A 23,801-nucleotide genomic window follows, 5' to 3' on the forward strand; every position below is an offset into this window, starting at 1 on the left:
TTGATATTTTTTAGAAAAATTTAAAAAAAATAAAAAATTATTAGAAAATAAAAAAAATCAATATTAAATTTTTAAAATTTATAGAATATTTCAATTATTTTATATTAGAAATTTTGAACATTACATATTATAAAAACTAATAAGAGTGATATGCTTAATAAAAATTATCCTTTATCTATGTGGCTTAAATATTTAGAGAAATCAGATAAAAAAATCATATATAATCTTACTGAATTAAAAAATTTTGCAGAAAAATTGAATTTATTAAATTCAAAAGCTTTTATTTTTACTGTTGGCGGAACTAATGGTAAAGGCACAACTTGTGCAATGTTAGAGAGATTACTATTAAATTCAGGTTATCAAGTAGGATTATATACTTCACCTCATCTTATAAATTTTGTAGAAAGAGTACGCATTAATGGATTTTTTATTAATGAATCAGAGTATATTTCTTCTTTTCAGAATATAGAATCAGTAAGAAATGGTATGCTATTAACTTATTTTGAATTTATCACACTTTCTGCATTAATTTTATTTAAAAAGTATTCATTAGATGTTCTTATACTAGAAGTAGGATTAGGAGGTAGATTAGATGCTACTAATATTATAGATTCTAATATATCTATCATAACCAATATAGGTATAGATCATACTGCTTTATTAGGAACAGATCGTGCAAGTATTGCACGTGAAAAATCTGGTATTTTTAGAAAGAATAAAATTTCTGTAATTGGAGAGATAGATATTCCTGAGTCCATGTATCAAATAGCGAAAGAAAAAAAAACAATATTAAAAAAAATTAATAAAGATTGGTCATGGGAAAAAAAAAGTAATTATTGGAATTTTATTCATTCAAATATTCAATTATATAATTTACCTATAACTCAGATACCATTATCAAATGCAGCTACTGCATTAGCTGCTCTATATTATTCAGATTTTAAAGTTAACGAAAAAATTATAAGAGAATCTCTTTCTAATGTGCAATTATCAGGTAGATTTCAAGTACTATCTACCTTTCCTCATATTATTATTGATGTAGCTCATAATTCTGATGCTGCTTTATATTTATCTAAAAAGATAGATGAAATTGATATAAAAGGAAAAATATATGCAGTAGTAGGTATATTAAACGATAAAGATATTTTAGGTATTATCAATCCGTTAAAAAATAAAATTTCTTATTGGTTTGCTGCACCTTTAAAAACAATTCGGACTGCCACTAAAAATCAATTGAAAAATATTTTTACTATGAATAATACATGTGTATTAAACAGTATTTATGAAGCTTATCAAGCAGCATATTTATCAGTAAAAAAACAGGATGCTATTATAGTTTTTGGTTCTTTTTTAACTGTTTCAGAGTTTCTTTCTTTAAAATTATAAATGTAACATAATATATAAAAAATATAATTTTGGAAAATCCATGTTTTTATTAGATTATATTATTATTTTAACTATTATTATTTCAGTTTTTTTTGGTTTATTACGTGGTTTTTATCAAGAAATATTTTCTTCTTTTTTTTGGTTCTTTAATTTTTATTTTTTTAATAAATATGAGTATTTTAGTTCTTTTTTTATAAATGCAATTCAAAATGTTTTTTTAAAAAATAAAATTTTAATATTAGTTATGATTGTTTTTTTTTTATTACAAAATATATTTTAAATTTTTTTATAAAAAAAATTATTAAAAAAATTCATATTTCTTATTATGATATTATTTTAGGAGGATTTTTTGGAATATTTCGTGGTTTGTTATTAGTATTTTTACTTCTTTTTGTTTTTAATTATATGAATAAGAATAGTTATAACTATTATTTAAATAATTCTATTTTAATTTCTATTTTTTTAAAATTTATTAAGTATTTTTTATCATTTTAAAATTTATTAAAAAAACTAAGCACATTATTTGCATTAGTATAAAAAATTATAGTGTGCTTAGAATTGCATATATTTTAATAAAAAATTTAATGTTCAAACATAGCTGAGATAGATTCTTCGTTACTAATTCGTCTTATTGCTTCTGCTAGCATACCTGCTAACGTTAGTGTGCGTACATTTGGAAGTAATTCAATTCTTTCTGATAGTGGAATAGTATCACATACGACAACTTCATCAATAACAGAATTTTTTAAGTTTATTGATGCATCGCCAGAAAAAATAGGATGTGTTGCATATGCAAAAACTCTCTTAGCTCCTCTTTCTTTAAGAGCTTCTGCAGCTTTACAAAGAGTACCTCCTGTATCTATCATGTCATCTACTAAAATACAATCACGATTGGCTACATCACCAATAATATGCATAATTTGAGATACATTAGCACGCGGTCTTCTTTTATCAATAATAGCCATATCAGTATCATAAAGTAGCTTAGCGATTGCTCTAGCTCTTACTACTCCACCAATATCAGGAGAAACAACAATTGGATTTTTTAGTTCTCTTTGAAGCATATCTTCTAAAAGAATTAAACTACCAAAAACATTATCAACAGGTACATCAAAAAACCCTTGTATTTGTTCTGCATGCAGATCTACTGTTAATACACGATCTACTCCAATACTAGATAGAAAATCAGCTACAACTTTTGCTGTTATAGGCACTCGTGCTGATCTTACTCTACGGTCTTGACGAGCATATCCGAAATATGGTATTACTGCAGTAATTCTACCAGCAGAAGCTCTTCTTAAAGCATCTACCATTACAACTAATTCCATTATATTATCATTAGTCGGTGAACAAGTTGATTGAATAATAAAAACATCTCCACCTCTTACATTTTCATTTATTTGAACACTTATTTCACCATCACTAAATCGACCGACAGAAGCCTTGCCTAAATTAATATACAATCTATTTGCAATAAATTTTGCTAGTTTAGGAATAGAATTTCCAGAAAAAAGTTTCATATCAGGCATAAAGAACCTTTTTTTAATTAGTAATTTTTTATATATTTAATTATAATATGTTTGATTATTAATATTTAAAAAAATTAATTTATATTAAAATATTTTTTTATAAAGAGCTTTATGTAATGGTGAAATATTAACACTTTTTGCTATAAATCCCTGCATATTTTTAGGTAATAAAGAAAAAATTTTTTGAGCAGACTTTTTATTATTAAATTCAGAAAAAACACAGGATCCTGTACCAGTCATTCGAGAAGGTGCATATGAAGATAGGATGGTAATTAATTTTTGTATTGCAATAAATTTTTTTTTTGCTATATTTTCGAAGTCATTACTAAAAGGTAATCTTAATAATTCTGTGATTGATTTTTTACGAGTATTATGGATTAAAAATGGACTAGAAAACATATTTTTTGTTGAAACATTGATATAAGGATATACAACTAGATACCATTTTTCTTTTTTTATAATAGGATATATTATGTCCCCTATTCCTTCAATAATAGCTGTTTTTCCCATAATGAAACCAGGTACATCTGCGCCTATTTTAAGACTTAATGTAGCTAGTTCTTGTAACGTATATTCTGTTTTCCATAACTTATTTAAAACAATTAAAGTAGTTGCAGCATTAGAAGAACCTCCGCCTAATCCACTACCTATAGGTATCTTTTTTTTTAAAAATATTTCTGCACCATAATTAGAATTAGGTAATTTACCATGAAATAGTGCATTTTCTTTTAATAATTTAGCAGCAATAATAATACTATTATTTACATCTAAAAGATTTTTTTTTGTAGTGAATAATCGAAAGTTACCTTTTTTATTAGGAATTATTTTTAATGTATCACCATAATCAAGAAATTGAAATAATGTTTGTATATTATGATATCCGTCTTTACGTGCACTTGTTACATATAAAAATAGATTAATTTTTGCAGGAGATAACCATGTATGAATCATTTTAATTTTCATTTATTAATTTAAAATATTTTTTTTATATTACTTTTTATTAAAATTACAATGAAAATATTGAAAATGATATAATCGTTGTATTATAAGAATTCTAATTCTTATATTTTAAAAAAATTATTAAAAAAATATTTTATTTTATTTTTAATTATATTAATAATACATTGTTTAATATTAATTAAAAATTATTTTTCAAAGATACTGATAAATAAAAAGGATTTCATGAATAATTCCATTTTAAATAAATTAAAATCTTTACGAAATCGTTATCAAGAAATTGAATTTATGCTTACTCAGAAAAATGTGATTTCAGATCGAAAAAATTTGAAAAATTTATCTAAAGAATATTTAAAACTTTCTAAAATTGTAAAATATTTTATTCAATGGGAAAAATTAAAAATTGATATTAAAAATATTAATATTTTATTAAATGATATAGAAATACAAGATATGGCTGAAGAAGAGTTATGTTTTTTAAATAAAAAAAAGAAAATATTAGAAGAAAAAATTAATCAATTATTATTGCCTGAAGATCCTAATGATAAACATAGTTGTTTTATTGAAATTAGATCAGCAACAGGTGGAGATGAATCTTCTATTTTTGCTGGTGAATTATTTAGAATGTATGTACGATATGCTGAATACTGTTCATGGCAAGTAGAAATAATGAATACTAGTGAAAGTGAAAAAGGAGGATTTAAAGAGATAATTGCAAAAATTACAGGGAAAGGTGCATGTGGTCGTCTAAAGTTTGAATCAGGTGGTCATCGTGTACAAAGAGTACCAGAAACAGAATCACAGGGGAGAATTCATACATCTACCTGCACTGTTGCTGTTATGCCTGTTATACCAAAAACTGAAAAAGAAGAAATTAATTCTTCTGATTTAAAAATTGATACTTTTCGCTCTTCTGGTGCAGGGGGACAACATGTTAATACTACTGATTCAGCCATTAGAATTACTCACATTCCAACTGGTCACGTGGTAGAATGTCAAGATGAACGATCACAACATAAGAATAAAGCAAAAGCTTTGTCTATTTTATCAGCACGTATTTATGCTGCTAAACTAGAACAAGATCATCAAGAAAATTCTTCTATGAGAAGAATTTTATTAGGTACTGGTGAACGATCAGATAGAAATAGAACATATAATTTTCCTCAAAATAGAATTACAGATCATAGAATTAATCTTACTATCTATAAACTAGATGAAGTATTAGAAGGAAGATTAGATTTACTTATTGATCCAATAATACAAGAATATCAAGCAGATATGCTTTCTTCTTTATCCCAATCAGAACTATGAATATTAAAAAATGGATAAAAAAATCTATTAAAAAATTATCTTGTGTTGATAATCCTAAATATGAAGCTGAATTTTTACTTAGTTATGTTTCAAAACGCACACGAAGTTGTATAATTAGTACTGACAATATTGAATTAACTCAAAAACAATATAAATATTTAAATTATTTAATTGATCGTAGATCTTTAGGAGAACCTATAGCCTATATAATAAAAGAAAAAGAGTTTTGGTCTTTGTCTTTATGTGTTTCATATGATACTCTTATTCCAAGACCTGATACAGAAATTTTAGTAGAACAAGTATTAACTAAAGTTCACAGCAATTCTGCTTTGATTCTAGATTTGGGTACTGGATGTGGAGCTATTTCTTTAGCTTTAGCAAGCATATGTTCCGATTGGAATATTATTGGTATTGATAAATCGGAAAAGGCTCTTGAAATAGCTCGCATTAATGCAAATAAATTAAACTTTAAAAATGTCTCTTTCTTTTTTAGTGATTGGTTTTCAAATATAAATCAAAAATTTAATATTATTGTAAGTAATCCACCATATATTAGCAAAAAAGAAATGATATTTCTTAAAAAAGATATTTTTTTTGAACCATTTGATGCCCTTTTATCTGATAATAATGGACTATCTGATATTGAAAAAATAATAAAAAATGCAAAAAATTATTTATTTTGTGGAGGTTGGTTGTTAATAGAACATGGATGGCAACAAAAAATGCAGGTTCAGTATTTATTCAAAAAATATAATTTTTTTAAAATAGAATCTTATCAAGATTATGGAGGAAACGATCGTGTGACAGTTGGAAAAATATAATCAAAAAAATATAACATTTTTAAAATTTTATAAAATAAAAAATGTTGTATTAATAAAAATAAAAAAATGTTATGTTTTAATATAAATTAGATTAATTATATAAAACTTATACCTTTTGATCTTTATTATTAATTTAAAAAAAATATTACTATTACTAATAATATGAAATCTCTTTCTAATATTGATTTTTCTAAATTATCACTTTTTGAATCTATTATTATTGCTTCTCAAGCTATTCGAGAAGATTTTTCTGCAAATTGTGTTATATCTGAATTGAAAAGTAGAATAAAAGAAGCTAAATCTTATATTTCATCTGAAACTGAACCTAATCGCCAATTAGAAAAGTTATTAGAATTATTCTATACCCACTGGAATTTTGGTGGTGCAAGTGGTATTTATAAACTTTCAGATGTACTATGGATTGATAATGTATTAAAAACACGACAAGGTACTGCAGTATCTTTAGGTATTCTTTTTTTACATATTGCTCAAGAATTGAAGTTACCATTAAATCCTGTGGTGTTTCCTACTCAACTAATTTTAAGAGCAGATTGGATCAACGAAAAAAAATGGTTTATTAATCCCTTTAATGGAGAAATACTAGATCAACATACGTTAGAAGTTTGGTTAAAAGGCAATATTAGTCCAACAGCAGAATTATATGAAAATGATTTGTATAAATCTGAATCCATTACTGTGGTTCGAAAAATGTTAGATACATTAAAATCTGCATTAATGGAAGAAAAAAAAATGGAATTAGCATTAAATGTTACAAATTTATTGCTAAAGATTAATCCAAATGATCCATATGAAATTCGTGATAGAGGACTAATATATGCTCAATTAGAATGTAATCATGTTGCTTTAACAGATTTAATTTATTTTGTAGAACATTGTCCTGAAGATCCGATTAGTGAAATTATTAAAATTCAAATTCACTCTATTGAACAAAAAAAAATTATATTACATTAAAATTATTTATTGTGTAACTGGTAAATTACGTTTATGTAACGTATTCAAGTATAATCTTTCAATAATTTTTTGGCTAGTGAGATCTATTTTTTTTCCTTCTAGATAAGAATCAATTATATTATATGTAACACCTAAAATAGATTCATCATCTTGTTGTGGATGTTCGTCTTCTAAATCTGCCATTGGTTTTTTTAAATATAGATGTTTTGGACAATTTAATTTTTTTAATAATAATTGAATTTGTCGTTTATTTAATTTAGAAATAGGATTTATATCTGTTCCACTATCTCCATATTTTGTAAAAAATCCAGTGACATTTTCTGCTGCATGTCCTGTTCCAACTACAAGACCATTTTTTATAGCAGCAATACTATATTGTACTTTCATCCTTTCTCTAGCTTTTTCATTTCCTCTAATATAATCTGAAATAATAATCCCTGATTTTTTTAGAGATTTTTCGCTACTTAAAACTGATTCTTTAATATTAACATTAAATACTTGATCTGGACGTATAAAATTAATTACATCTTGACAGTCTTTTTCGTCAGATTGAATTCCATATGGTAAACGTAATGCGATAAATTGATAAGTCATGTCTTGTTTTTCATTTCTCAATTTTTCAATAGTTATTTGACATAATTTTGCAGTTAATGTAGAGTCTTGTCCTCCACTAACACCAACTATTAAAGATTTTAGCAAAACATGATTAAGTAAATAGTTTTTTAAAAAATCAATACAATTTTTTATCTCTATTTCTGGTATAATTGTAGGTTTTACTCCTAGTAACTTAATAATTTTTTTTTGAAGTGTCATAAATTTTCCTAATTTTTAAAAGTTTTAAATATTTATATATTAAATACTGAATGTACTTTTTAATGTTCTTAAAATAAAAAATGGATAAAAAATTGAATAATTTAATTTTTGTATTAAATTGTGGTAGTTCTTCTATAAAATTTGCGATATTAAATCCCAATAACAAAAAAAAATATTTATCTGGTTTAGTAGAATGTTTATTTTTATCAGAAACATATATAAAATGGCAGTGTTTAGGAGTAAAATATAAAAAAAAAATAGGTTCAAACGTTAGTCATGAAGATGCTTTAAATTTTATTATAGATAAAGTTTTAAAAAAACAAGAAGACATTTTAAAAAATTTAATAGGTATAGGTCATAGAGTCGTACATGGAGGTGCTAAAATAAAAAAATCAACTTTAATTAATAACGATGTTATTAAATGTATTCAAGATGCTGTCTCGTTCGCTCCGTTGCATAATCCGGCTAATTTAATCGGTATCAAAATAATTATAGAAAAATATCCTAGTTTATCAAGAAAAAATGTAGCAGTTTTTGATACGTCTTTTTATCAAAAAATGCCTGAAACTTCTTTTCTATATGCAATACCTTATAATTTTTATAAAAAATATGGTATTAGACGTTATGGTGCTCATGGTACCAGTCATAATTATGTTGCTTATCAAGCGTCTATCATGTTAAATAAAAAATTTAAATCTTTAAATATTATAACATGTCATTTAGGTAATGGAGCTTCTATTTCCGCTATTTGTAATGGAATATGCGTAGATACTTCAATGGGATTAACTCCTTTAGAAGGATTAGTTATGGGAACTCGAAGTGGAGATTTAGATCCTTCAATTATTTTTTTTATGAATAAAAATCTTAATTTGAGTATTAATGAAATTGAAATAATTTTAAATAAAAAATCAGGATTATTAGGTTTAAGTGGTATTAGCAATGATTTTCGCTATTTTGAAAAAAATTATTATTTTAAAAAACATGCTAAAAGATCAGTAGATGTTTTTTGTCATCGTTTATCTAAGTATATTGCTTCTTATATGAGCTTAATGGAAAATCGTTTAGATGCTGTAATTTTTACTGGTGGAATCGGTGAAAATGTACCTTTAATTAGAGAATTGACTCTTTCTAGTTTATCTATATTAGGTTTTAAAATTAATTCTGAATTTAATTTATCTATGATAAGAGGTAAATCTGGATTAATTACTGAATATCCTTCTCGTCCAGTTTTTGTTATTGCGACAGATGAAGAATTAGCAATAGCTCAAGAAACTAATAATATTCTTAATAAAAAATAGTTATTTTTTTAGTGTTTTATATTGATATGTCATAATAGGATAATTATGTCACGTATTATAATGTTAATTCCCTTAGATAAAGATGTTAGTTTAACTACTATAAGTTTAAGTATGATTTATTTTTTTGATAAAAATAAATTTGAAAAGAAATCAGTTAAATCGATATTATATTTTTCTTGTATAAAAAAATCATTAGATGATACATCATTAATTATTAAAAAATATTTTTCAAACATTGTACATATATCAGAAAATATAGATTTCTCTCAAGTTTTTTTAAATTCCTCTGAATATTTATCTTTATTAAATAAAATTATGGACGAATGTCATAATAACAAGTTTTTATACGAAGTTATTTTAATTGAAGGAATAAATAATAATTATAGCATTAATTCTGAGACAATTAATTACGATATTGCTCAAAATTTAAATGCAGAAGTAATATTTATATCAAATTTAGAAAATACTTCTTTAGAATGTATTCAAAAAAAAGAAAAAAACATAAATTTATTTTTAAAACAAAAAAAATATAAAAATATTTTAGGTGTAATTTTTAATAAAATTAATTCTCCTTTTATAGAAAAAAAATATAATTTTATAAAAAAATTAACACTTTTAAAAAAAATAACAAATAAAACAGAAGTAATTATTCCCAATCAAAAATTTAAAAATAATTTTTTTCCAATCATAGCTTGCATTCCTTGGAATAAAAGATTGATAATAACATATGTAAGAGATATTTTAAATTTTTTAAATTTAGAATGTATTAATTTAATACAAAAAAAAACTCATATTATAGAAGAAATAATTATATTTGATGAAAGTTATTTAAATATGTTAAATAAAAAATATTCAAATACTTTGATAATAATTTCTTTTAGTCGTATTGATATTTTTATAGATGTGTTAAATTTTAATGCTAATCAAATTCAATGTGTTATTTTGACAGGAGTATTAAAATCAAAAAAACATCTTATTTCTTTATGTAATGTCTTAATTCAAAAATCTATTTCTATTTTTTATACAGAAAAAAGCACAATAGAGATTTTATCTCAATTGCAATTTTTTAATTTTAATATTAATTCAAAAGAGTTTCTATATATTAGAAAATTACAAGAATATATTTCTAGTTTTTTTTCTTATTCTTCTCTTATAGTTTCTAAAAAAAAATACAAATATGGTATACAATATTCTCCAAAAGAATTTTGCTATCATTTAAAATTATTATCAAAAAAAAGAAATAAACGTATTATATTACCTGAATCATATGAAATTCGTATATTAAAAGCTGTTTCAATATGTTGTAATTATAACATTGCTCAATGTGTATTGTTAGGAGATCCAAAAAAAATTTATAGTATAGCAAATAATGAAGGGATTAATTTAAATAAAAATATTGAGATAATTAATCCTGTTTTAATAAGAAAGAAATATCTTTCACGTTTTCTAGAAATCCGAAAAGAAAAAGGTATAAATGAATTTACTGCTAAAAAACAATTAGAAGATAATAATGTTTTAGCAACTTTAATATTAGAATCTAATGAAGTAGATGGATTAGTTTCTGGTTCAGTAAATACTACATCTGATACTATACGTCCGGCATTACAAATTATCAAAACTCATCCTCAGAGTTTATTAGTTTCATCTGTTTTTTTTATGTTATTACCAAGTCAAGTTGTAATTTATGGTGATTGTGCTATTAATATTAATCCAACTGCAGAAGAATTATCAGAAATTGCAATTCAATCTGCAGATTCAGCAAAAATGTTTGGAATAGAACCACGTATTGCTATGTTGTCTTATTCGACTGGCTCTTCTGGATTTGGATGCCAAGTAGAAAAAGTAAAAAAAGCTACTTTGATTGTTAAAAATAAACGACCTGATTTAATTATTGATGGTCCTATACAATATGATGCAGCAGTTTCAGAACGAGTTTCTAAATTAAAATCACCTTATTCTCCAATTTCAGGAGCTGCAAATGTATTTATTTTCCCAGATTTAAATTCTGGTAATATAACTTATAAAGCAGTACAACGTTCTGCAAAAATAGTTTCTATTGGCCCAATGTTACAAGGATTAAGAAAACCAGTAAATGATTTATCACGAGGTGCTTCAGTAGAAGATATTTTGTATACTATCGCATTAACATCTATTCAATCTCAGTAAATTATACTTTTTATGCTATAAGAATATGTATTTTAAATTTTAATTACAATATTTCCATTTGGTTTACAACAACATGGAAATATTTCTGTTTCTTTAAATAAAGCAGCCATAGGCTGTTTTATTAAATAAAATATTTTTCCTTTAACTAATTCAATTCTACACATTCCACAATATCCAGATTGGCACTGATATTCTATATTAATTTTATTTAATTTTAAAATTAATAATAGTGAGATGTTTTTTTTATAAATAATTTTTTTTTTAATATTTATTATTTTAATAATAGTATGATTCATTTTATAGTTTAAATTTTTTAAATTCATAATCAGATACTTCTGAATCAATCTGACCAACTAAATAAGAACTGATTTCTGTTTCTTGGGGCGCATTTTGTATATTATCAGAAGTTAACCAATGGTTAATCCAAGGAATAGGATTGGATTGTTTTTTAAAAGGCATTTTGAAACCTATTGTATGCATACGAATATTTGTAATATATTCAATATATTGACAAAGGATATCTTTATTTAATCCGAGCATTGAACCGTTTTGGAATAAATATTCAGCCCATTTTTTTTCTTGTTGTGCAGCTGAAACAAATATATTCATAGCTTCCTCTCTACATTCTAATATTACATCTTCCATATTTTCATCATTTTTTATATTACTTAAAAGATTTAAAATATGTTGAGTTCCTGTTAGGTGTAATGCTTCATCGCGTGCTATTAATCTGATAATTTTTGCATTTCCTTCCATTAATTCTCTTTCTGCAAACGCAAATGAACATGCAAAACTAACATAAAATCTAATTGCTTCTAAAACATTCACACTTATTAAACATAGATACAATCTTTTTTTTAGTAAGTTTAAATTAATATGAATTTTTTTTTCATTTATTAAATGAGTACCTTCACCTAATAAATGCCAATAATTCGTTATTTTGATTAATTCATCATAATAGATAGAAATATTTTGAGCACGATCATTAATGTGTTTATTTGAAATAATATCATCAAATACTAAAGACGGAGAATTAACAATATTTCTAATTATATGAGTATAAGAACGCGAATGAATAGTTTCAGAAAAAGACCATGTTTCAATCCATGTTTCTAATTCAGGAATAGATATAATTGGTAAAAAAGCTATATTAGGACTGCGTCCTTGAATAGAATCAAGTAATGTTTGATATTTTAAATTACTAATAAAAATATGTTTTTCATTATCGGGTAAGTTTTGAAAATCTATTCTATCTCGTGATAAATCTATTTCTTCCGGTCTCCAAAAAAATGACAACTGTTTTTCAATTAGTTGTTCAAAAATATTATATTTTTGTTGATCATATCTAGAAATGTTTACAGGTTGTCCAAAGAACATAGGTTCTTTAAGTTGATTATTTTTTTTTTTTGAAAAAATTGTATAAGACATATATGATACCTAATAATAAATTTAATTTTTTAATATATATTTTTAAAAAAATATGTGTTTTATATAATACATGAACCACTTTCACAAATATCTTCTGTTATAGATTTAGATATAATATTTTGATGGTCTTCAGAACCATCTCGAGTATTTTGATAATATAGTGTTTTTAAACCAAGTTTATATGATAATAAAAGATCATATAGAAGTTGCTTCATAGGAATTTTATTGTTTAAAAATCTTTTTGGATCATAGTGAGTATTTACTGAAATAGATTGATCAATAAATTTTTGCATAATACCAGCTAGTTGTAAATATCCTGTATTATTTGGTATATCCCAAAGTAATTCATATTGTGATTTTAATTTTTTATATTCAGGAACAACTTGGCGTAATATTCCATCTTTTGAAATTTTGATACTAATAAAACCTCTTGGTGGTTCAATACCATTTGTTGCATTAGATATTTGAGAAGATGTTTCTGAAGGCATTAAAGCAGATAATGTTGAATTTCTTAAACCATATTTTTTAATTTTATAACGTAATAAATTCCAATCCAAATGAAGTGGTTCATTACATATATTATCAATATCTTTTTTGTATGTATCTATTGGCAATTTTCCTAAATAATAATTAGTATGATTGAATAAAGAGCATGGTCCTTTTTCTTTTGCTAATTCACAAGATGCTTCTAATAGATAATATTGCATTGCTTCAAAAGTTTTATGTGTTAAGTTTTTTGCACTTCCATCTGAATAGCGTACTTTATTTTTAGCTAAATAATAAGCAAAATTAATAACACCAATTCCTAGAGAACGTCTAGAAATCGCTGATTTTTTAGCTGCTAATATTGGATAATTTTGATATTCCAATATTGCATCTAGTGCACGTACAGATAATATCGATAATTCTTTAAATTCATTTAGATCTTTAATAGCTCCTAAATTGAAAGCTGATAATGTACAAAGTGCTATTTCTCCATTTGTATCATAAATATCATTTAATGCTTTAGTAGGTAATGTAATTTCTAAACATAAATTAGATTGTCTTATTGGAGATAATTGAGGATTAAATGAACTATGTGTATTGCAATGATCTACATTTTGTATATAAATACGTCCAGTAGAAGTTCTTTCTTGCATCATCAATGAAAATAGATCTAGTGCTTTAATTGTTTTTTTTCTTATTTTTTTATTTTTTTCATACTGAATATACATTTCTTCAAATTTTTTTTGATTAGAAAAAAATGCTTCATACAAGTTAGGAACATCCGAAGGACTAAATAACGTTATTTGATCTCCTGATAACATTCTTTGATACATTAATTTATTAATTTGAATTGCATAATCTATATGACGTACTCTATTTTCTTCAATTCCTCTATTATTTTTTAAAACTAATAAATTCTCGACTTCAAAATGCCATATTGGATAAAAAATAGTTGCAGCTCCACCTCTTACACCTCCTTGAGAACAAGATTTTACAGCACTTTGAAAATGTTTATAAAAAGGTATACAACCTGTGTGAAATGCTTCTCCATTTCTAATAGGGCTGCCTAATGCACGAATTTGTCCTGCATTAATACCAATTCCAGCACGTTGAGAAACATATTTAACAATAGAACTAGTTGTAGCATTAATAGAATTTAAGTTATCAGCACATTCAATTAAAACACAAGAACTAAATTGACGAGTAGGAGTTCTAACTCCAGACATAATTGGTGTAGGTAACGAAATTTTAAAAGTAGAAATAGCATTATAAAATCGATGAATATAATTCATTCGAATATTTTTTGGATATTGAGAAAATAAACATGCAGATATTAAAATATATAAAAATTGGGCGCTTTCATATATTTGACCACTGATACGATTTTGTATTAAATATTTTCCTTCTAACTGTTTTACAGCTGCATATGAAAAGTTCATATCTCGCCAATGATTAATAAAAGAATTCATTTGTAAAAATTCTTCATAAGAATAGTTTTTTAGTAAATTTTTATCGTATTTTCCTAAAAGAACCATTTTTTTTACATGATCATATAGATGAGGTGGTTTAAATTGACCATACGCTTTTTTCCTAAGATGAAAAATAGCTAATCTTGCAGCCATGTATTGATAGTCTGGTGTATCTTGTGAAATGAGATCAGCAGCAGCTTTGATAATAGTTTCATGAATATTAATAGTAGTAATATTATTATAAAATTGAATTCGAGAACATAATTCGACTTGTGATACAGATATGTCATCTAGTCCTTCGGATGCCCAATTTAAGACTTTATGAATTTTATCTAAATTTATTTTTTCTTTTCTTCCATCACGCTTAGTGACAAACAAACTATTTTTCATAATGAATTTAACTTATTATAAAGAGTATAAAAATGTATTTTTTAAAATTATTAATTTAGATTAGAGATCTATATATAGAGAAATGTATTTTTTATATAGGTTCGACAATTTTTTGCAAAGCGACAACTTTTTCATTTTTTGAAGTTCTTATTAATATTACACCTTGTGTGTTTCTTCCTAATACTCTTACCTCAGAAACCCTAATTCTAACTAATGTTCCTGCATTAGTAATCATCATAATTTGATCTTTTTCTACAACTTGTATTGCTCCAATTATTTTTCCATTTTTTTTTGTAATTTTAATAGAGATAATACCCTGAGTAGCACGTGATTTTATAGGAAAATCAGTAATTTTTGTACGTTTACCATATCCATTTTTTGTCGCTATTAAAATACTTCCTTTATTTTTTGGTACAATTAAAGAAACAACTTTATCATTTTTTTTAATTTTAATTCCTCTGACTCCAGATGCTGTTCTACCCATAGTTCGAACACTTTTTTCTAAAAACTGAACTACTTTACCATTTTGTGTAAATAGCATAATATTATTATTACCATCAGTTAAAGCAACTCCAATAAGCTCGTCATTTGCATGCAAATTGATAGCAATAATTCCTGCAATTCTAGGTTTTTTAAATTGATTTAATGCGCTTTTTTTTACTATTCCATGTGCAGTGGTCATAAAAATATTTAGATTATCTTTATATTCATGTACTGGTAATATAGCTGTGATTCTTTCTTTAGGACTTAAAGGTAACAAATTAACTATTGGTCTTCCTCTAGCATGTCTACTAGATTCTGGTAATTGATAAACTTTCATCCAATATAAAATACCTCGACTAGAAAAACATAATATAGTATCGTGTGTATTTGCAATTACTAAACTTTCTATAAAATCTTCTTCTTTTATTTTCGCAGCGGATTTTCCTTTTCCACCCCGTCTTTGAGCATTATAATCAGAAAGAGGTTGATATTTTACATATCCTGAATGAGATAGTGTAACTACTACATCTTCTTGGTTAATTAGATCTTCAATATTAATATCAGTGTGATTTTCAGTAATTTCAGTTCGTCTTCTATCACTAAAATTATTTTTTATTAATAATAACTCTGATTTGATAACATTAAACATACGGTTAGGATTTTCGAGTATTTCTTTTAGTTCTTTAATTTTTTTTGTCAAATCATCGTATTCTATAATAATTTTCTTTTGTTCTAAATTAGTTAGTTTATGTAAACGTAAATCTAATATAGCTTGTGCTTGTTTTTCAGTAAAATAACATTCATTTTTTTTAAATAAATAACTTTTTTCTTCTAAAGAATTATATGTTTTTATTTTTTCAGATATCCATTTTTTTTTAATTATTAAATTTTTTGCATCTATTGAATTTTCTGCATTTTTTATTATTTTAATAATTATATTAATATTTATTAAAGCGGTATTTAATCCTTCAAGAATATGAATACGATTACGCATTTTATTTAATTCAAAAATACTACGTCTTATAATTATTTCTTGTCTATGAGACAAAAAATTTTTTAATATTTCTTTTAAAGATAATGTTTTTGGTTGTCCTTGGCATAAAGCGACCATATTAATGCCAAAAGATATTTCTAATTGAGTTAAAGAATATAATTGATTTAAAATTATTTCAGAAATAGTTTCTCGTTTAATTTCTACAACAATTCTCATTCCATCTTTATCAGATTCATCACGTAAAGCTGTAATCCCATCGATTCTTTTGTCTTTTACTAGTTCTGCTATTTTTTCAATTAAACGTGATTTATTTACTTGATAAGGTATTTCATCAAATATAATAGATTCTTTTTTATTTTTTTTATTTTTTTCAATTTTATTTCGTGCTCGAATATAAATTTTTCCTTTTCCTGTACGATAAGCTTCTTCTATTCCTGATTTTCCATTGATTATTCCAGCTGTTGGAAAATCTGGACCTGGAATATGTTTCATTAGTTCTTGTAGAGTAATATTATTATTATCAATATAAGCTAGGCATCCATTAATCACTTCATGCAAGTTATGCGGTGGAATATTTGTAGCCATGCCTACAGCTATACCTGATGAACCATTTATTAAAAGATTTGGTATTTTTGCTGGTAATATTTCTGGAATATATTCAGTTCCATCGTAGTTGGGTAAAAATTCAACTGTATTTTTTTCTAAATCATTTAATAACTCATGAGCTATTTTAGACATTCGAACTTCTGTATATCGCATTGCTGCAGCAGAATCTCCATCTACAGAACCAAAGTTGCCTTGACCATCTATAAGCATATAGCGTAATGAAAACTTTTGAGCCATACGAACTATAGCATCATATACAGCAGAATCTCCATGTGGATGATATTTTCCTATAACATCACCTACTACACGAGCAGATTTTTTATATGATTTGTTCCAATCATTATTTAATATATACATTGCAAAAAGTATTCTTCGGTGAACAGGTTTTAAACCGTCTCGAACATCTGGTAAAGCTCGGCCAACTATTACAGACATAGAATAGTCTAAGTAAGAGCTTTTTAGCTCTTCTTCAATATTGACCTGTATGATTTCTCGTGCAGGATCTTTCATAGAACTTTTATCTCTTTATTAAAACAATCGAATTAAGTATAAAAGTATAACATAATTAAACTATTAGATGCATATAAGAAAGACATTCTTGATGATAAATAACTTTATTATAATAAAAAAATATTTTTTTATATTGTTTATTTAAAATGAAAGTATTATTATAAAAAAATAATAATTTTACATTAAAAGTATTAAAAAATACTGATTAAACATATAATAGTTTATTAACTTGATTTTAAAATGAGATTTTATTATGAAAGATGAAGAAAAAAATTTAATAGAAAATTTATTTCATCGTTTGAAAAAAACCGAACTAAACTCTTGTGAAAGAGATCATTTAGCAGATGATCTAATTCAAAACTTAGTAAAAAAACAACCTGCTTCTTCTTATTATATGGTTCAAACAATATTAATTCAAGAAACAGCCATAAAAAAAATGAACATGAAAATTGAAGAATTAAAAAGAAGAATAAAAGAATTAAATACAGAAGAATTAAATAAAAAATCAAGTTTTTTATCTGGTTTTTTTAAAAAAAAGCCTACTGCTCAAATGGAATCTAATGATAATGATTTATGGAGAAAAAAAAGAGATATTTCTTCGTCTGGTCATTCTAATGCAACCATATTACCAACAACTCAACCACTACCAACAGTAAATAGTAGCAATAGAAGTAGTAGTTTTCTTAGCAGTGCGTTACAAACAGCAACAGGTGTAGCAGGAGGTATGATTTTAGGAAATATGTTAATGAATGTTTTTAGTCATACTAAACCAGAAGAAGATATATTTGATACTGTTAATAAATCATCTTTAGAATCGCATAGAGAAGATGATCTTTTAAATCATCATAATTCTAATAATAATTTAATAAATTACGAATCTGATGAATCAGATACTAATAGTAACGAATCAAATTTAGAAACTATAAACAATGATGTTTATGATTCAGATGATATTGATTTTGATGATAGTCATTTTATTTAAAAAAGTATTTCTTTAATTGTAATATAAAAAAATTTAATATTTTATTTTTTATAAAAAAGGTCACAAAATAAAGCCAGCATAAAATATTTTTTTTTGCTGACTTTAATTTTTTATTTTAAGAATATTTGCTTAAATATTCAGCAACTCCTTCCGAAGAAGCTTTCATACCCTTTTTCCCTTTTTCCCAATTAGCAGGGCATAATTCTCCAAATTTATTATGAAATTCTATAGCATCTACCATTCTTATCATTTCTTTTATATTGCGTCCAAATGGCAAATCATTTACAACTTGATGACGTATAGTCCAATTAGAATCAATTAAAAAAGAAGCTCTCAGTGCTATGCCAAGATTTGGATGTTCAATTCCATAAGATTTTTGAATATTATGTTTTATATCAGATACCATAGGAAAGTTTATTTTCCCAATGCCACCATTTTTAATTAATGTATTTTGCCATGCTTGATGAACAAAAACATTATCAATGGATACACCTACAATTTTTACATTTCTTTTTTTAAATTCTGCATATAGTGTATTAAATTCTATAATTTCAGATGGACATACAAAAGTAAAATCCATTGGCCAGAAAAATAGTACGATTGATTGACCATTAGCATATTCTTTAAGATCAAATTGTTCAACAATTTGATTATTTTTTAAAATTGCAGGTGCTATAAAATTAGGTGCTTTTTGTGTGACTAAAACCATTTTTTTTCCTATAATGTTATAATAATAAATAGTATAATAAAATTATTGTTAAATTTTTATTAAAAATGGAAATTAAAAATGAATATAATTCCATCTTGGAAAGATGTTTTATCGCAAGAAAAAAAAAAATATTTTATTGATATAATTAAATTTCTTAAAAAAGAACGTTTAAATAAAATAATTTATCCAGATCAAAAAGATATATTTAACGCTTTTATTTTAACTAATTTTAATGATATTAAAGTTGTTATTCTTGGACAAGATCCATACTTTTCTAAAAATCAAGCACATGGTTTATCATTTTCTGTACCGAAAAATTCTATTATACCACCTTCTTTAAAGAATATATATAAAGAGCTAAATAGCGATTTTAAAAAAAAATATAAATTTAATCATGGATGCCTTGAAAGATGGGCCCATCAAGGTGTTTTTTTATTAAATACTATTTTAACAGTTGAATCAGGAAAACCAAAATCACATAGTAATATAGGATGGACTATTTTTACTGATAAAGTGATTTCTACAATTAACTTGCATAGAAATTCTATTATTTTTTTGTTATGGGGGAATGATGCACAAAAAAAATGTAATTTAATTGATAAAAATAATCATTATGTATTAAAAGCGTCTCATCCTTCTCCATTATCAGCATATCGAGGTTTTTTCGGATGTAAACATTTTTCTTTAACTAATAAAATACTACTTCAAAATAAAAAAGAGCCAATTAACTGGTTTTTAATTTAAAAATGGGAATATTAATTTTTAGAAATTGTAACTTCTGCTTTTCTTAATAATACTTTATTAAAAGTAAATCCTTTTTTACTAATAGATATGATATGATTAGGTTGTGTATTATCTGATAGTTCTTTTGAAATTGACTTATGAATTTCAGGATTAAAAAGTTCATTTTTTTTGCCTTCAGTTTTTACACCTAATTTATATAATATATTTAATAAAGATTCTAATGTAAGTTCAATTCCTTTTATTAAAGGCTTATCTTTTACATTTAATTTATCAGATAATATTAAGATATCTTCTAAAGAATCGATTACTGGAATTACTGTTTTTAAAAATCTTTCAATTTCTGTTTGTTTTATTTTTTTTATTTTTTCTATGGTGTTTTTTTTGATATTTTCTATATTTGCTAACTTGCGTAATTCAATATCGTTTATTTTTTTTTGATTTTTAATTAGTTCTAATTTCAATGCATCTATTTTTTTGTTTTCAAGAGAAATTATATCAATTGAATTTTCTTGTTTTTCTTGATTTTCCATAAATCTTACCATTTTAAATGTTAATAATGAAGCTATTATAAACCTTATAATTAATCTTTCAAGACTGTTTGCTATTATAATATAATATACATTATTTTTATTAGGAATTTTTATGTAATGAAGCAACATTTCACTTGTATAGGTATTGTTGGGCGTCCGCGTCATGCGAGTGCATTAATAACACATAAGACTCTTTATAAGTGGTTGATAAAAAATGGTTACACAGTTTTTATTGAATGCACTGTTGCTAAAGAATTAAAATTAAATAATCCTAATACTGCTACATTAATTGAAATTGGTCAATCTTGTGATTTAGCAGTAGTTATAGGAGGAGATGGTAATTTATTATGTGCAGCACGTGTTTTATCATTCTATAATATTAAAATTATTGGAATAAATCGAGGTAATCTAGGTTTTCTTGCTGATTTAAATCCTGATACTGGCTTGAAAAAATTATCAGAGGTATTATCTGGAAATTATTTATTAGAAAACCGATTTTTATTAGATGCACAAGTTTGTCAAAAACAAATGATTTCGAGATCTAGTATAGCTATTAATGAAGTAGTTTTACATACAAAAAAATTAGCACATATGATAGAATTTGAGGTTTATATTGATAATAAATTCTCTTTTGCTCAACGTGCAGATGGATTAATTGTTTCAACGCCCACGGGTTCTACTGGTTATTCACTGTCGGCTGGGGGACCAATTATAGCGACATCTTTAGATGCAATTGTATTAGTGCCAATGTTTCCACACAGTTTATCTGCTCGTCCTTTAGTAATTCATAGCGATAGTATAATTTGTTTAAAATTCTCTAATATTCAAAATAATTTAAAAATAAGCTGTGATAGTCAAATTATTTTAACAATAAAAAAAGGCGAATGTGTATTTATTCGTCGAAGTTGTTATTATTTAAATCTTATCCATCCTAAAAGTTATAATTATTTTAAAAATTTAACTTCTAAGTTAAGTTGGTCTAAAAAATTTTTTTAGACTATATAGAATAAAAGATCATCAATTTAATAAAAAAAATATTTTTTTTGAATAATTGATATTTTTTATTAACAAAAAACATTGTAGGATATGAATAAAGAGTATTAATTGTTTTTTTTATGTAAACTATAATAAGATATTATGATGAATAATTATATTAAAATACTATTAATAGTTATTTGTTTTTCTAGTTGTTCAGTTTTAGATAAAAAAGAAAATTCTAATTTTTTAGATAAAATATACTTTAATAAGAATATTTTAAATCAAAACTATGTTGGCATGACTAGAAAACAAATAGTTTATATCTTTGGTATGCCAATTATTTCAGATTCTTTTAGTGATGTGTATCATTATTATTTATATGATTTAAAAAATAATAATACTTCTTCAAAAGTAATGTTAAATTTATATTTTAAAGATAATAAAGTTGAGAAATTTAATATTACATAGTTTTTTAAAATAAATATTTTAATTTTATATTAATATTTTGGAGCTGGCGGGATTTGAACCCGCGTCCAAAATCTCGACGAATAAAGTACTACATGCTTAGTTTTTCTTTTTTATATTCATAATCTAATTTGGAAAAACACATTTTAGGTATATAGCTTGAAAAATTACTGCGTGTCATCGTCAAGCTTGATTTTCACGTTTTTCTCTTTTTTTGACCTTTCTTTTTTCTCGTCCTAAGAGGGAGGCTGAGAAGAAAGGGCTTAATACAGTTTTTTAAGCTGCTAAAGCGTAGTTTTGTTTATTATTTGCAATTATTTTTTTACGGCTTTTATCGAGGCAAACCGTTCCTCGGCATGCACTTTACTTTGTTGATAATTTTGTCAAATCCAAAAACAGCCCCTTTTATTCTAAAATTGTAGTATTGCAAAAAAAAATAAGTTTGTCTATGAAATATTTTATAGTATTTTAATAAAATTTTTATTTAAATAATTTAAATATATATTTTTTGTAAATTTTAAAAATGGAAATCAATATGAGTATTATTAAAAAAATAAAACAACAAATTAAAGATAATATTATTTTAATTTATATGAAAGGAACTCCTGAGTCTCCTAGTTGTGGTTTTTCTGCACAAGCAGTAAGAGCTTTGTCAGTTTGTGGTGAAAAGTTTGCATATGTAGATGTTTTAGAAAATGTAGAAATTAGAAATAAATTACCAGAATATGCAAATTGGCCGACATTTCCTCAATTATGGGTGGATGGTGAATTAATTGGTGGTTGTAGTATTATACTTGAAATGTTAGAAAATGGTCAATTGAAAGAACTAATATCAAAGACAGTAAAAAAATATAAAATATAGTTATTTAAAAAAGGTAGATCTATAATATATATAGAAAATTAGATATGACATTAAATAATATTTTTAATATTTATTAAATATGTCATATCTTTTTCTAATTTTGAAAAATTATTAAATATATAATATAATTATTTTTAAATATTTATTTTATATATTATTATTTTTTTCTAAATTAAGAGGCCATCCACCTAAACGTTTCCAACGATTTACTAATTCACAAAAAAGATTAGCAGTTTGTAAAGTATCATAAAGTGCAGAATGAGCTTGATGATTATCAAATGATAAACCAATAGCTTTGCATGCTTTAGATAATACAGTTTGACCAACAACTAATCCACTTAATGCTGCTGTATCAAATGTAACAAATGGATGAAAAGGATTGTTTTTTATTTTTACTCTTTGAATTGCTGCCATTAAAAAATTATGATCAAAATTAGCATTATGTGCTACAACAATTCCCTTACTGCATCCTTGTATTTTAATTCCCCTTCGTACCATTTTTAATATAGATTGAATTGCTATTTTTTCACTAATTGCACCACGTAATGGATTGAATGGATCAATTTTATTAAATGCTATTGCATCAGAGTTTATTATAGAACCTTTAAATGGTTCTATATGAAAATGTAATGTGTTTTCTTTATGCAACCACCCTGATTCATCCATTTTTAATGTTATTATAGCAATTTCTAATACTGCATCAGTCTTTGCATTAAATCCTGCAGTTTCAATATCTATAACAACAGGATAAAAAGTACGAAACCTGTTGCTTAATAAATTGAATTCTTGAGTTGTAGACATCAAAATCTCATTTTTAAAATATTTTTTTGTTTAATATAGTTAATTTTTTATATTTTTATGATTTTAATTATAGATACTTTAAAAATATGTATTATGATTATTGTGAATGAT

The 23,801-nt window shown here is 24.6% G+C and carries 23 protein-coding genes and 1 other RNA gene; 13 read left to right on the forward strand and 11 right to left on the reverse strand.

What is annotated here, in order from left to right; translation table 11 throughout:
- The first annotated feature begins 150 nt into the window (after nt 1-150).
- The 3 genes from folC to D9V61_RS00850 are packed head-to-tail and all read left to right on the forward strand — an operon-like array spanning nt 151 to nt 1,881.
- Complete coding sequence (folC, locus tag D9V61_RS00840; protein WP_158339364.1) at nt 151-1,386, forward strand: bifunctional tetrahydrofolate synthase/dihydrofolate synthase; 1,236 nt, start codon at nt 151-153, stop codon at nt 1,384-1,386.
- A 40-nt stretch (nt 1,387-1,426) separates the two neighbouring features.
- Nucleotides 1,427-1,666 (forward strand): hypothetical protein, encoded by a 240-nt coding sequence (locus tag D9V61_RS00845; protein ID WP_158339365.1) that lies wholly within the window; start codon nt 1,427-1,429, stop codon nt 1,664-1,666.
- A gap of 29 nt (nt 1,667-1,695) precedes the next feature.
- Nucleotides 1,696-1,881, forward strand: a complete 186-nt coding sequence (locus D9V61_RS00850; RefSeq protein ID WP_410049992.1) for a CvpA family protein — start codon at nt 1,696-1,698, stop codon at nt 1,879-1,881.
- Nucleotides 1,882-1,967: 86 nt separating this feature from the next.
- Here the strand turns inward: D9V61_RS00850 and D9V61_RS00855 are convergent, their stop codons facing one another.
- Together D9V61_RS00855 and ispE are read right to left on the reverse strand one after the other, a co-directional pair.
- Entirely contained in the window at nt 1,968-2,915 is a 948-nt protein-coding gene (locus D9V61_RS00855; RefSeq protein WP_158339366.1) for a ribose-phosphate pyrophosphokinase, read from the reverse strand.
- Between the two features lie 84 nt (nt 2,916-2,999).
- Complete coding sequence (gene ispE, locus D9V61_RS00860) at nt 3,000-3,866, reverse strand: 4-(cytidine 5'-diphospho)-2-C-methyl-D-erythritol kinase (protein WP_158339367.1); 867 nt, start codon at nt 3,864-3,866, stop codon at nt 3,000-3,002.
- Between the two features lie 231 nt (nt 3,867-4,097).
- Between ispE and prfA the strand changes: the two genes are divergently transcribed.
- From prfA to sirB1, 3 genes are all read left to right on the forward strand, one after another.
- On the forward strand, nt 4,098-5,183 hold the full coding sequence (gene prfA, locus D9V61_RS00865) for a peptide chain release factor 1 (protein ID WP_158339368.1): 1,086 nt from the start codon (nt 4,098-4,100) through the stop codon (nt 5,181-5,183).
- Nucleotides 5,180-6,004, forward strand: a complete 825-nt coding sequence (gene prmC, locus D9V61_RS00870) for a peptide chain release factor N(5)-glutamine methyltransferase (RefSeq protein ID WP_158339369.1) — start codon at nt 5,180-5,182, stop codon at nt 6,002-6,004. Before prfA ends, prmC begins: the two co-directional genes overlap by 4 nt.
- 162 nt (nt 6,005-6,166) lie before the next feature.
- Nucleotides 6,167-6,976 (forward strand): invasion regulator SirB1, encoded by an 810-nt coding sequence (gene sirB1 / locus D9V61_RS00875; RefSeq protein WP_158339370.1) that lies wholly within the window; start codon nt 6,167-6,169, stop codon nt 6,974-6,976.
- 6 nt (nt 6,977-6,982) lie between these two features.
- Here sirB1 and nadE read toward each other — a convergent pair whose 3' ends face one another.
- Nucleotides 6,983-7,789 (reverse strand): ammonia-dependent NAD(+) synthetase, encoded by an 807-nt coding sequence (gene nadE / locus D9V61_RS00880; RefSeq protein WP_158339371.1) that lies wholly within the window; start codon nt 7,787-7,789, stop codon nt 6,983-6,985.
- Nucleotides 7,790-7,869: 80 nt separating this feature from the next.
- Between nadE and D9V61_RS00885 the strand changes: the two genes are divergently transcribed.
- Both D9V61_RS00885 and pta read left to right on the forward strand, forming a co-directional pair.
- Nucleotides 7,870-9,087, forward strand: coding sequence for an acetate kinase (locus tag D9V61_RS00885; protein ID WP_158339372.1), 1,218 nt, complete (start codon nt 7,870-7,872; stop codon nt 9,085-9,087).
- A 45-nt stretch (nt 9,088-9,132) separates the two neighbouring features.
- A complete protein-coding gene (gene pta, locus D9V61_RS00890; protein ID WP_158339373.1) occupies nt 9,133-11,253 on the forward strand; it encodes a phosphate acetyltransferase in 2,121 nt (706 codons plus the stop codon).
- A gap of 32 nt (nt 11,254-11,285) precedes the next feature.
- Here pta and yfaE read toward each other — a convergent pair whose 3' ends face one another.
- The 4 genes from yfaE to gyrA all read right to left on the reverse strand — a co-directional run bounded on the left by yfaE (nt 11,286) and on the right by gyrA (nt 17,619).
- Entirely contained in the window at nt 11,286-11,549 is a 264-nt protein-coding gene (gene yfaE / locus D9V61_RS00895) for a class I ribonucleotide reductase maintenance protein YfaE (RefSeq protein ID WP_158339758.1), read from the reverse strand.
- Nucleotide 11,550: 1 nt separating this feature from the next.
- Entirely contained in the window at nt 11,551-12,681 is a 1,131-nt protein-coding gene (gene nrdB / locus D9V61_RS00900; protein WP_158339374.1) for a class Ia ribonucleoside-diphosphate reductase subunit beta, read from the reverse strand.
- A gap of 59 nt (nt 12,682-12,740) precedes the next feature.
- Entirely contained in the window at nt 12,741-15,026 is a 2,286-nt protein-coding gene (gene nrdA, locus D9V61_RS00905; RefSeq protein WP_158339375.1) for a class 1a ribonucleoside-diphosphate reductase subunit alpha, read from the reverse strand.
- A gap of 91 nt (nt 15,027-15,117) precedes the next feature.
- Nucleotides 15,118-17,619 (reverse strand): DNA topoisomerase (ATP-hydrolyzing) subunit A, encoded by a 2,502-nt coding sequence (gyrA, locus tag D9V61_RS00910; RefSeq protein WP_158339376.1) that lies wholly within the window; start codon nt 17,617-17,619, stop codon nt 15,118-15,120.
- A gap of 253 nt (nt 17,620-17,872) precedes the next feature.
- Here gyrA and D9V61_RS00915 point away from each other — a divergent pair, with 253 nt between their 5' ends.
- Entirely contained in the window at nt 17,873-18,601 is a 729-nt protein-coding gene (locus D9V61_RS00915; RefSeq protein ID WP_158339377.1) for a DUF2076 domain-containing protein, read from the forward strand.
- Between the two features lie 115 nt (nt 18,602-18,716).
- Here the strand turns inward: D9V61_RS00915 and D9V61_RS00920 are convergent, their stop codons facing one another.
- Nucleotides 18,717-19,310, reverse strand: a complete 594-nt coding sequence (locus tag D9V61_RS00920) for a peroxiredoxin (protein WP_158339378.1) — start codon at nt 19,308-19,310, stop codon at nt 18,717-18,719.
- Between the two features lie 84 nt (nt 19,311-19,394).
- Here D9V61_RS00920 and ung point away from each other — a divergent pair, with 84 nt between their 5' ends.
- The gene (gene ung / locus D9V61_RS00925) at nt 19,395-20,054 is read left to right on the forward strand and encodes a uracil-DNA glycosylase (protein WP_158339759.1); all 660 of its coding nucleotides are present in this window, start codon (nt 19,395-19,397) and stop codon (nt 20,052-20,054) included.
- Between the two features lie 11 nt (nt 20,055-20,065).
- Here the strand turns inward: ung and grpE are convergent, their stop codons facing one another.
- Nucleotides 20,066-20,713, reverse strand: a complete 648-nt coding sequence (gene grpE, locus D9V61_RS00930; RefSeq protein ID WP_261979463.1) for a nucleotide exchange factor GrpE — start codon at nt 20,711-20,713, stop codon at nt 20,066-20,068.
- Here grpE and nadK point away from each other — a divergent pair.
- Both nadK and D9V61_RS00940 read left to right on the forward strand, forming a co-directional pair.
- Nucleotides 20,702-21,580 (forward strand): NAD(+) kinase, encoded by an 879-nt coding sequence (gene nadK, locus D9V61_RS00935; protein WP_158339379.1) that lies wholly within the window; start codon nt 20,702-20,704, stop codon nt 21,578-21,580. The two genes, grpE and nadK, sit on opposite strands and share 12 nt — an antisense overlap.
- A gap of 144 nt (nt 21,581-21,724) precedes the next feature.
- Nucleotides 21,725-22,030 (forward strand): outer membrane protein assembly factor BamE, encoded by a 306-nt coding sequence (locus D9V61_RS00940; RefSeq protein WP_158339380.1) that lies wholly within the window; start codon nt 21,725-21,727, stop codon nt 22,028-22,030.
- 37 nt (nt 22,031-22,067) lie between these two features.
- Here D9V61_RS00940 and ssrA read toward each other — a convergent pair.
- Nucleotides 22,068-22,430, reverse strand: a transfer-messenger RNA (tmRNA) gene (ssrA, locus tag D9V61_RS00945).
- Between the two features lie 132 nt (nt 22,431-22,562).
- On the opposite strand from ssrA, the gene grxD reads away from it, so the two are divergent.
- Nucleotides 22,563-22,889 carry a Grx4 family monothiol glutaredoxin gene (gene grxD, locus D9V61_RS00950; protein ID WP_158339381.1) on the forward strand — a complete coding sequence of 109 codons (327 nt, stop codon included), beginning with the start codon at nt 22,563-22,565 and terminating at the stop codon, nt 22,887-22,889.
- Between the two features lie 147 nt (nt 22,890-23,036).
- On the opposite strand, the gene rnt is transcribed toward grxD, so the two are convergent.
- Nucleotides 23,037-23,690, reverse strand: a complete 654-nt coding sequence (gene rnt / locus D9V61_RS00955; protein ID WP_158339382.1) for a ribonuclease T — start codon at nt 23,688-23,690, stop codon at nt 23,037-23,039.
- Nucleotides 23,691-23,801 lie beyond the last annotated feature (111 nt).

The organism is Buchnera aphidicola (Acyrthosiphon lactucae), from assembly GCF_005083565.1.
Lineage (GTDB): Bacteria > Pseudomonadota > Gammaproteobacteria > Enterobacterales > Enterobacteriaceae > Buchnera > Buchnera aphidicola_AH.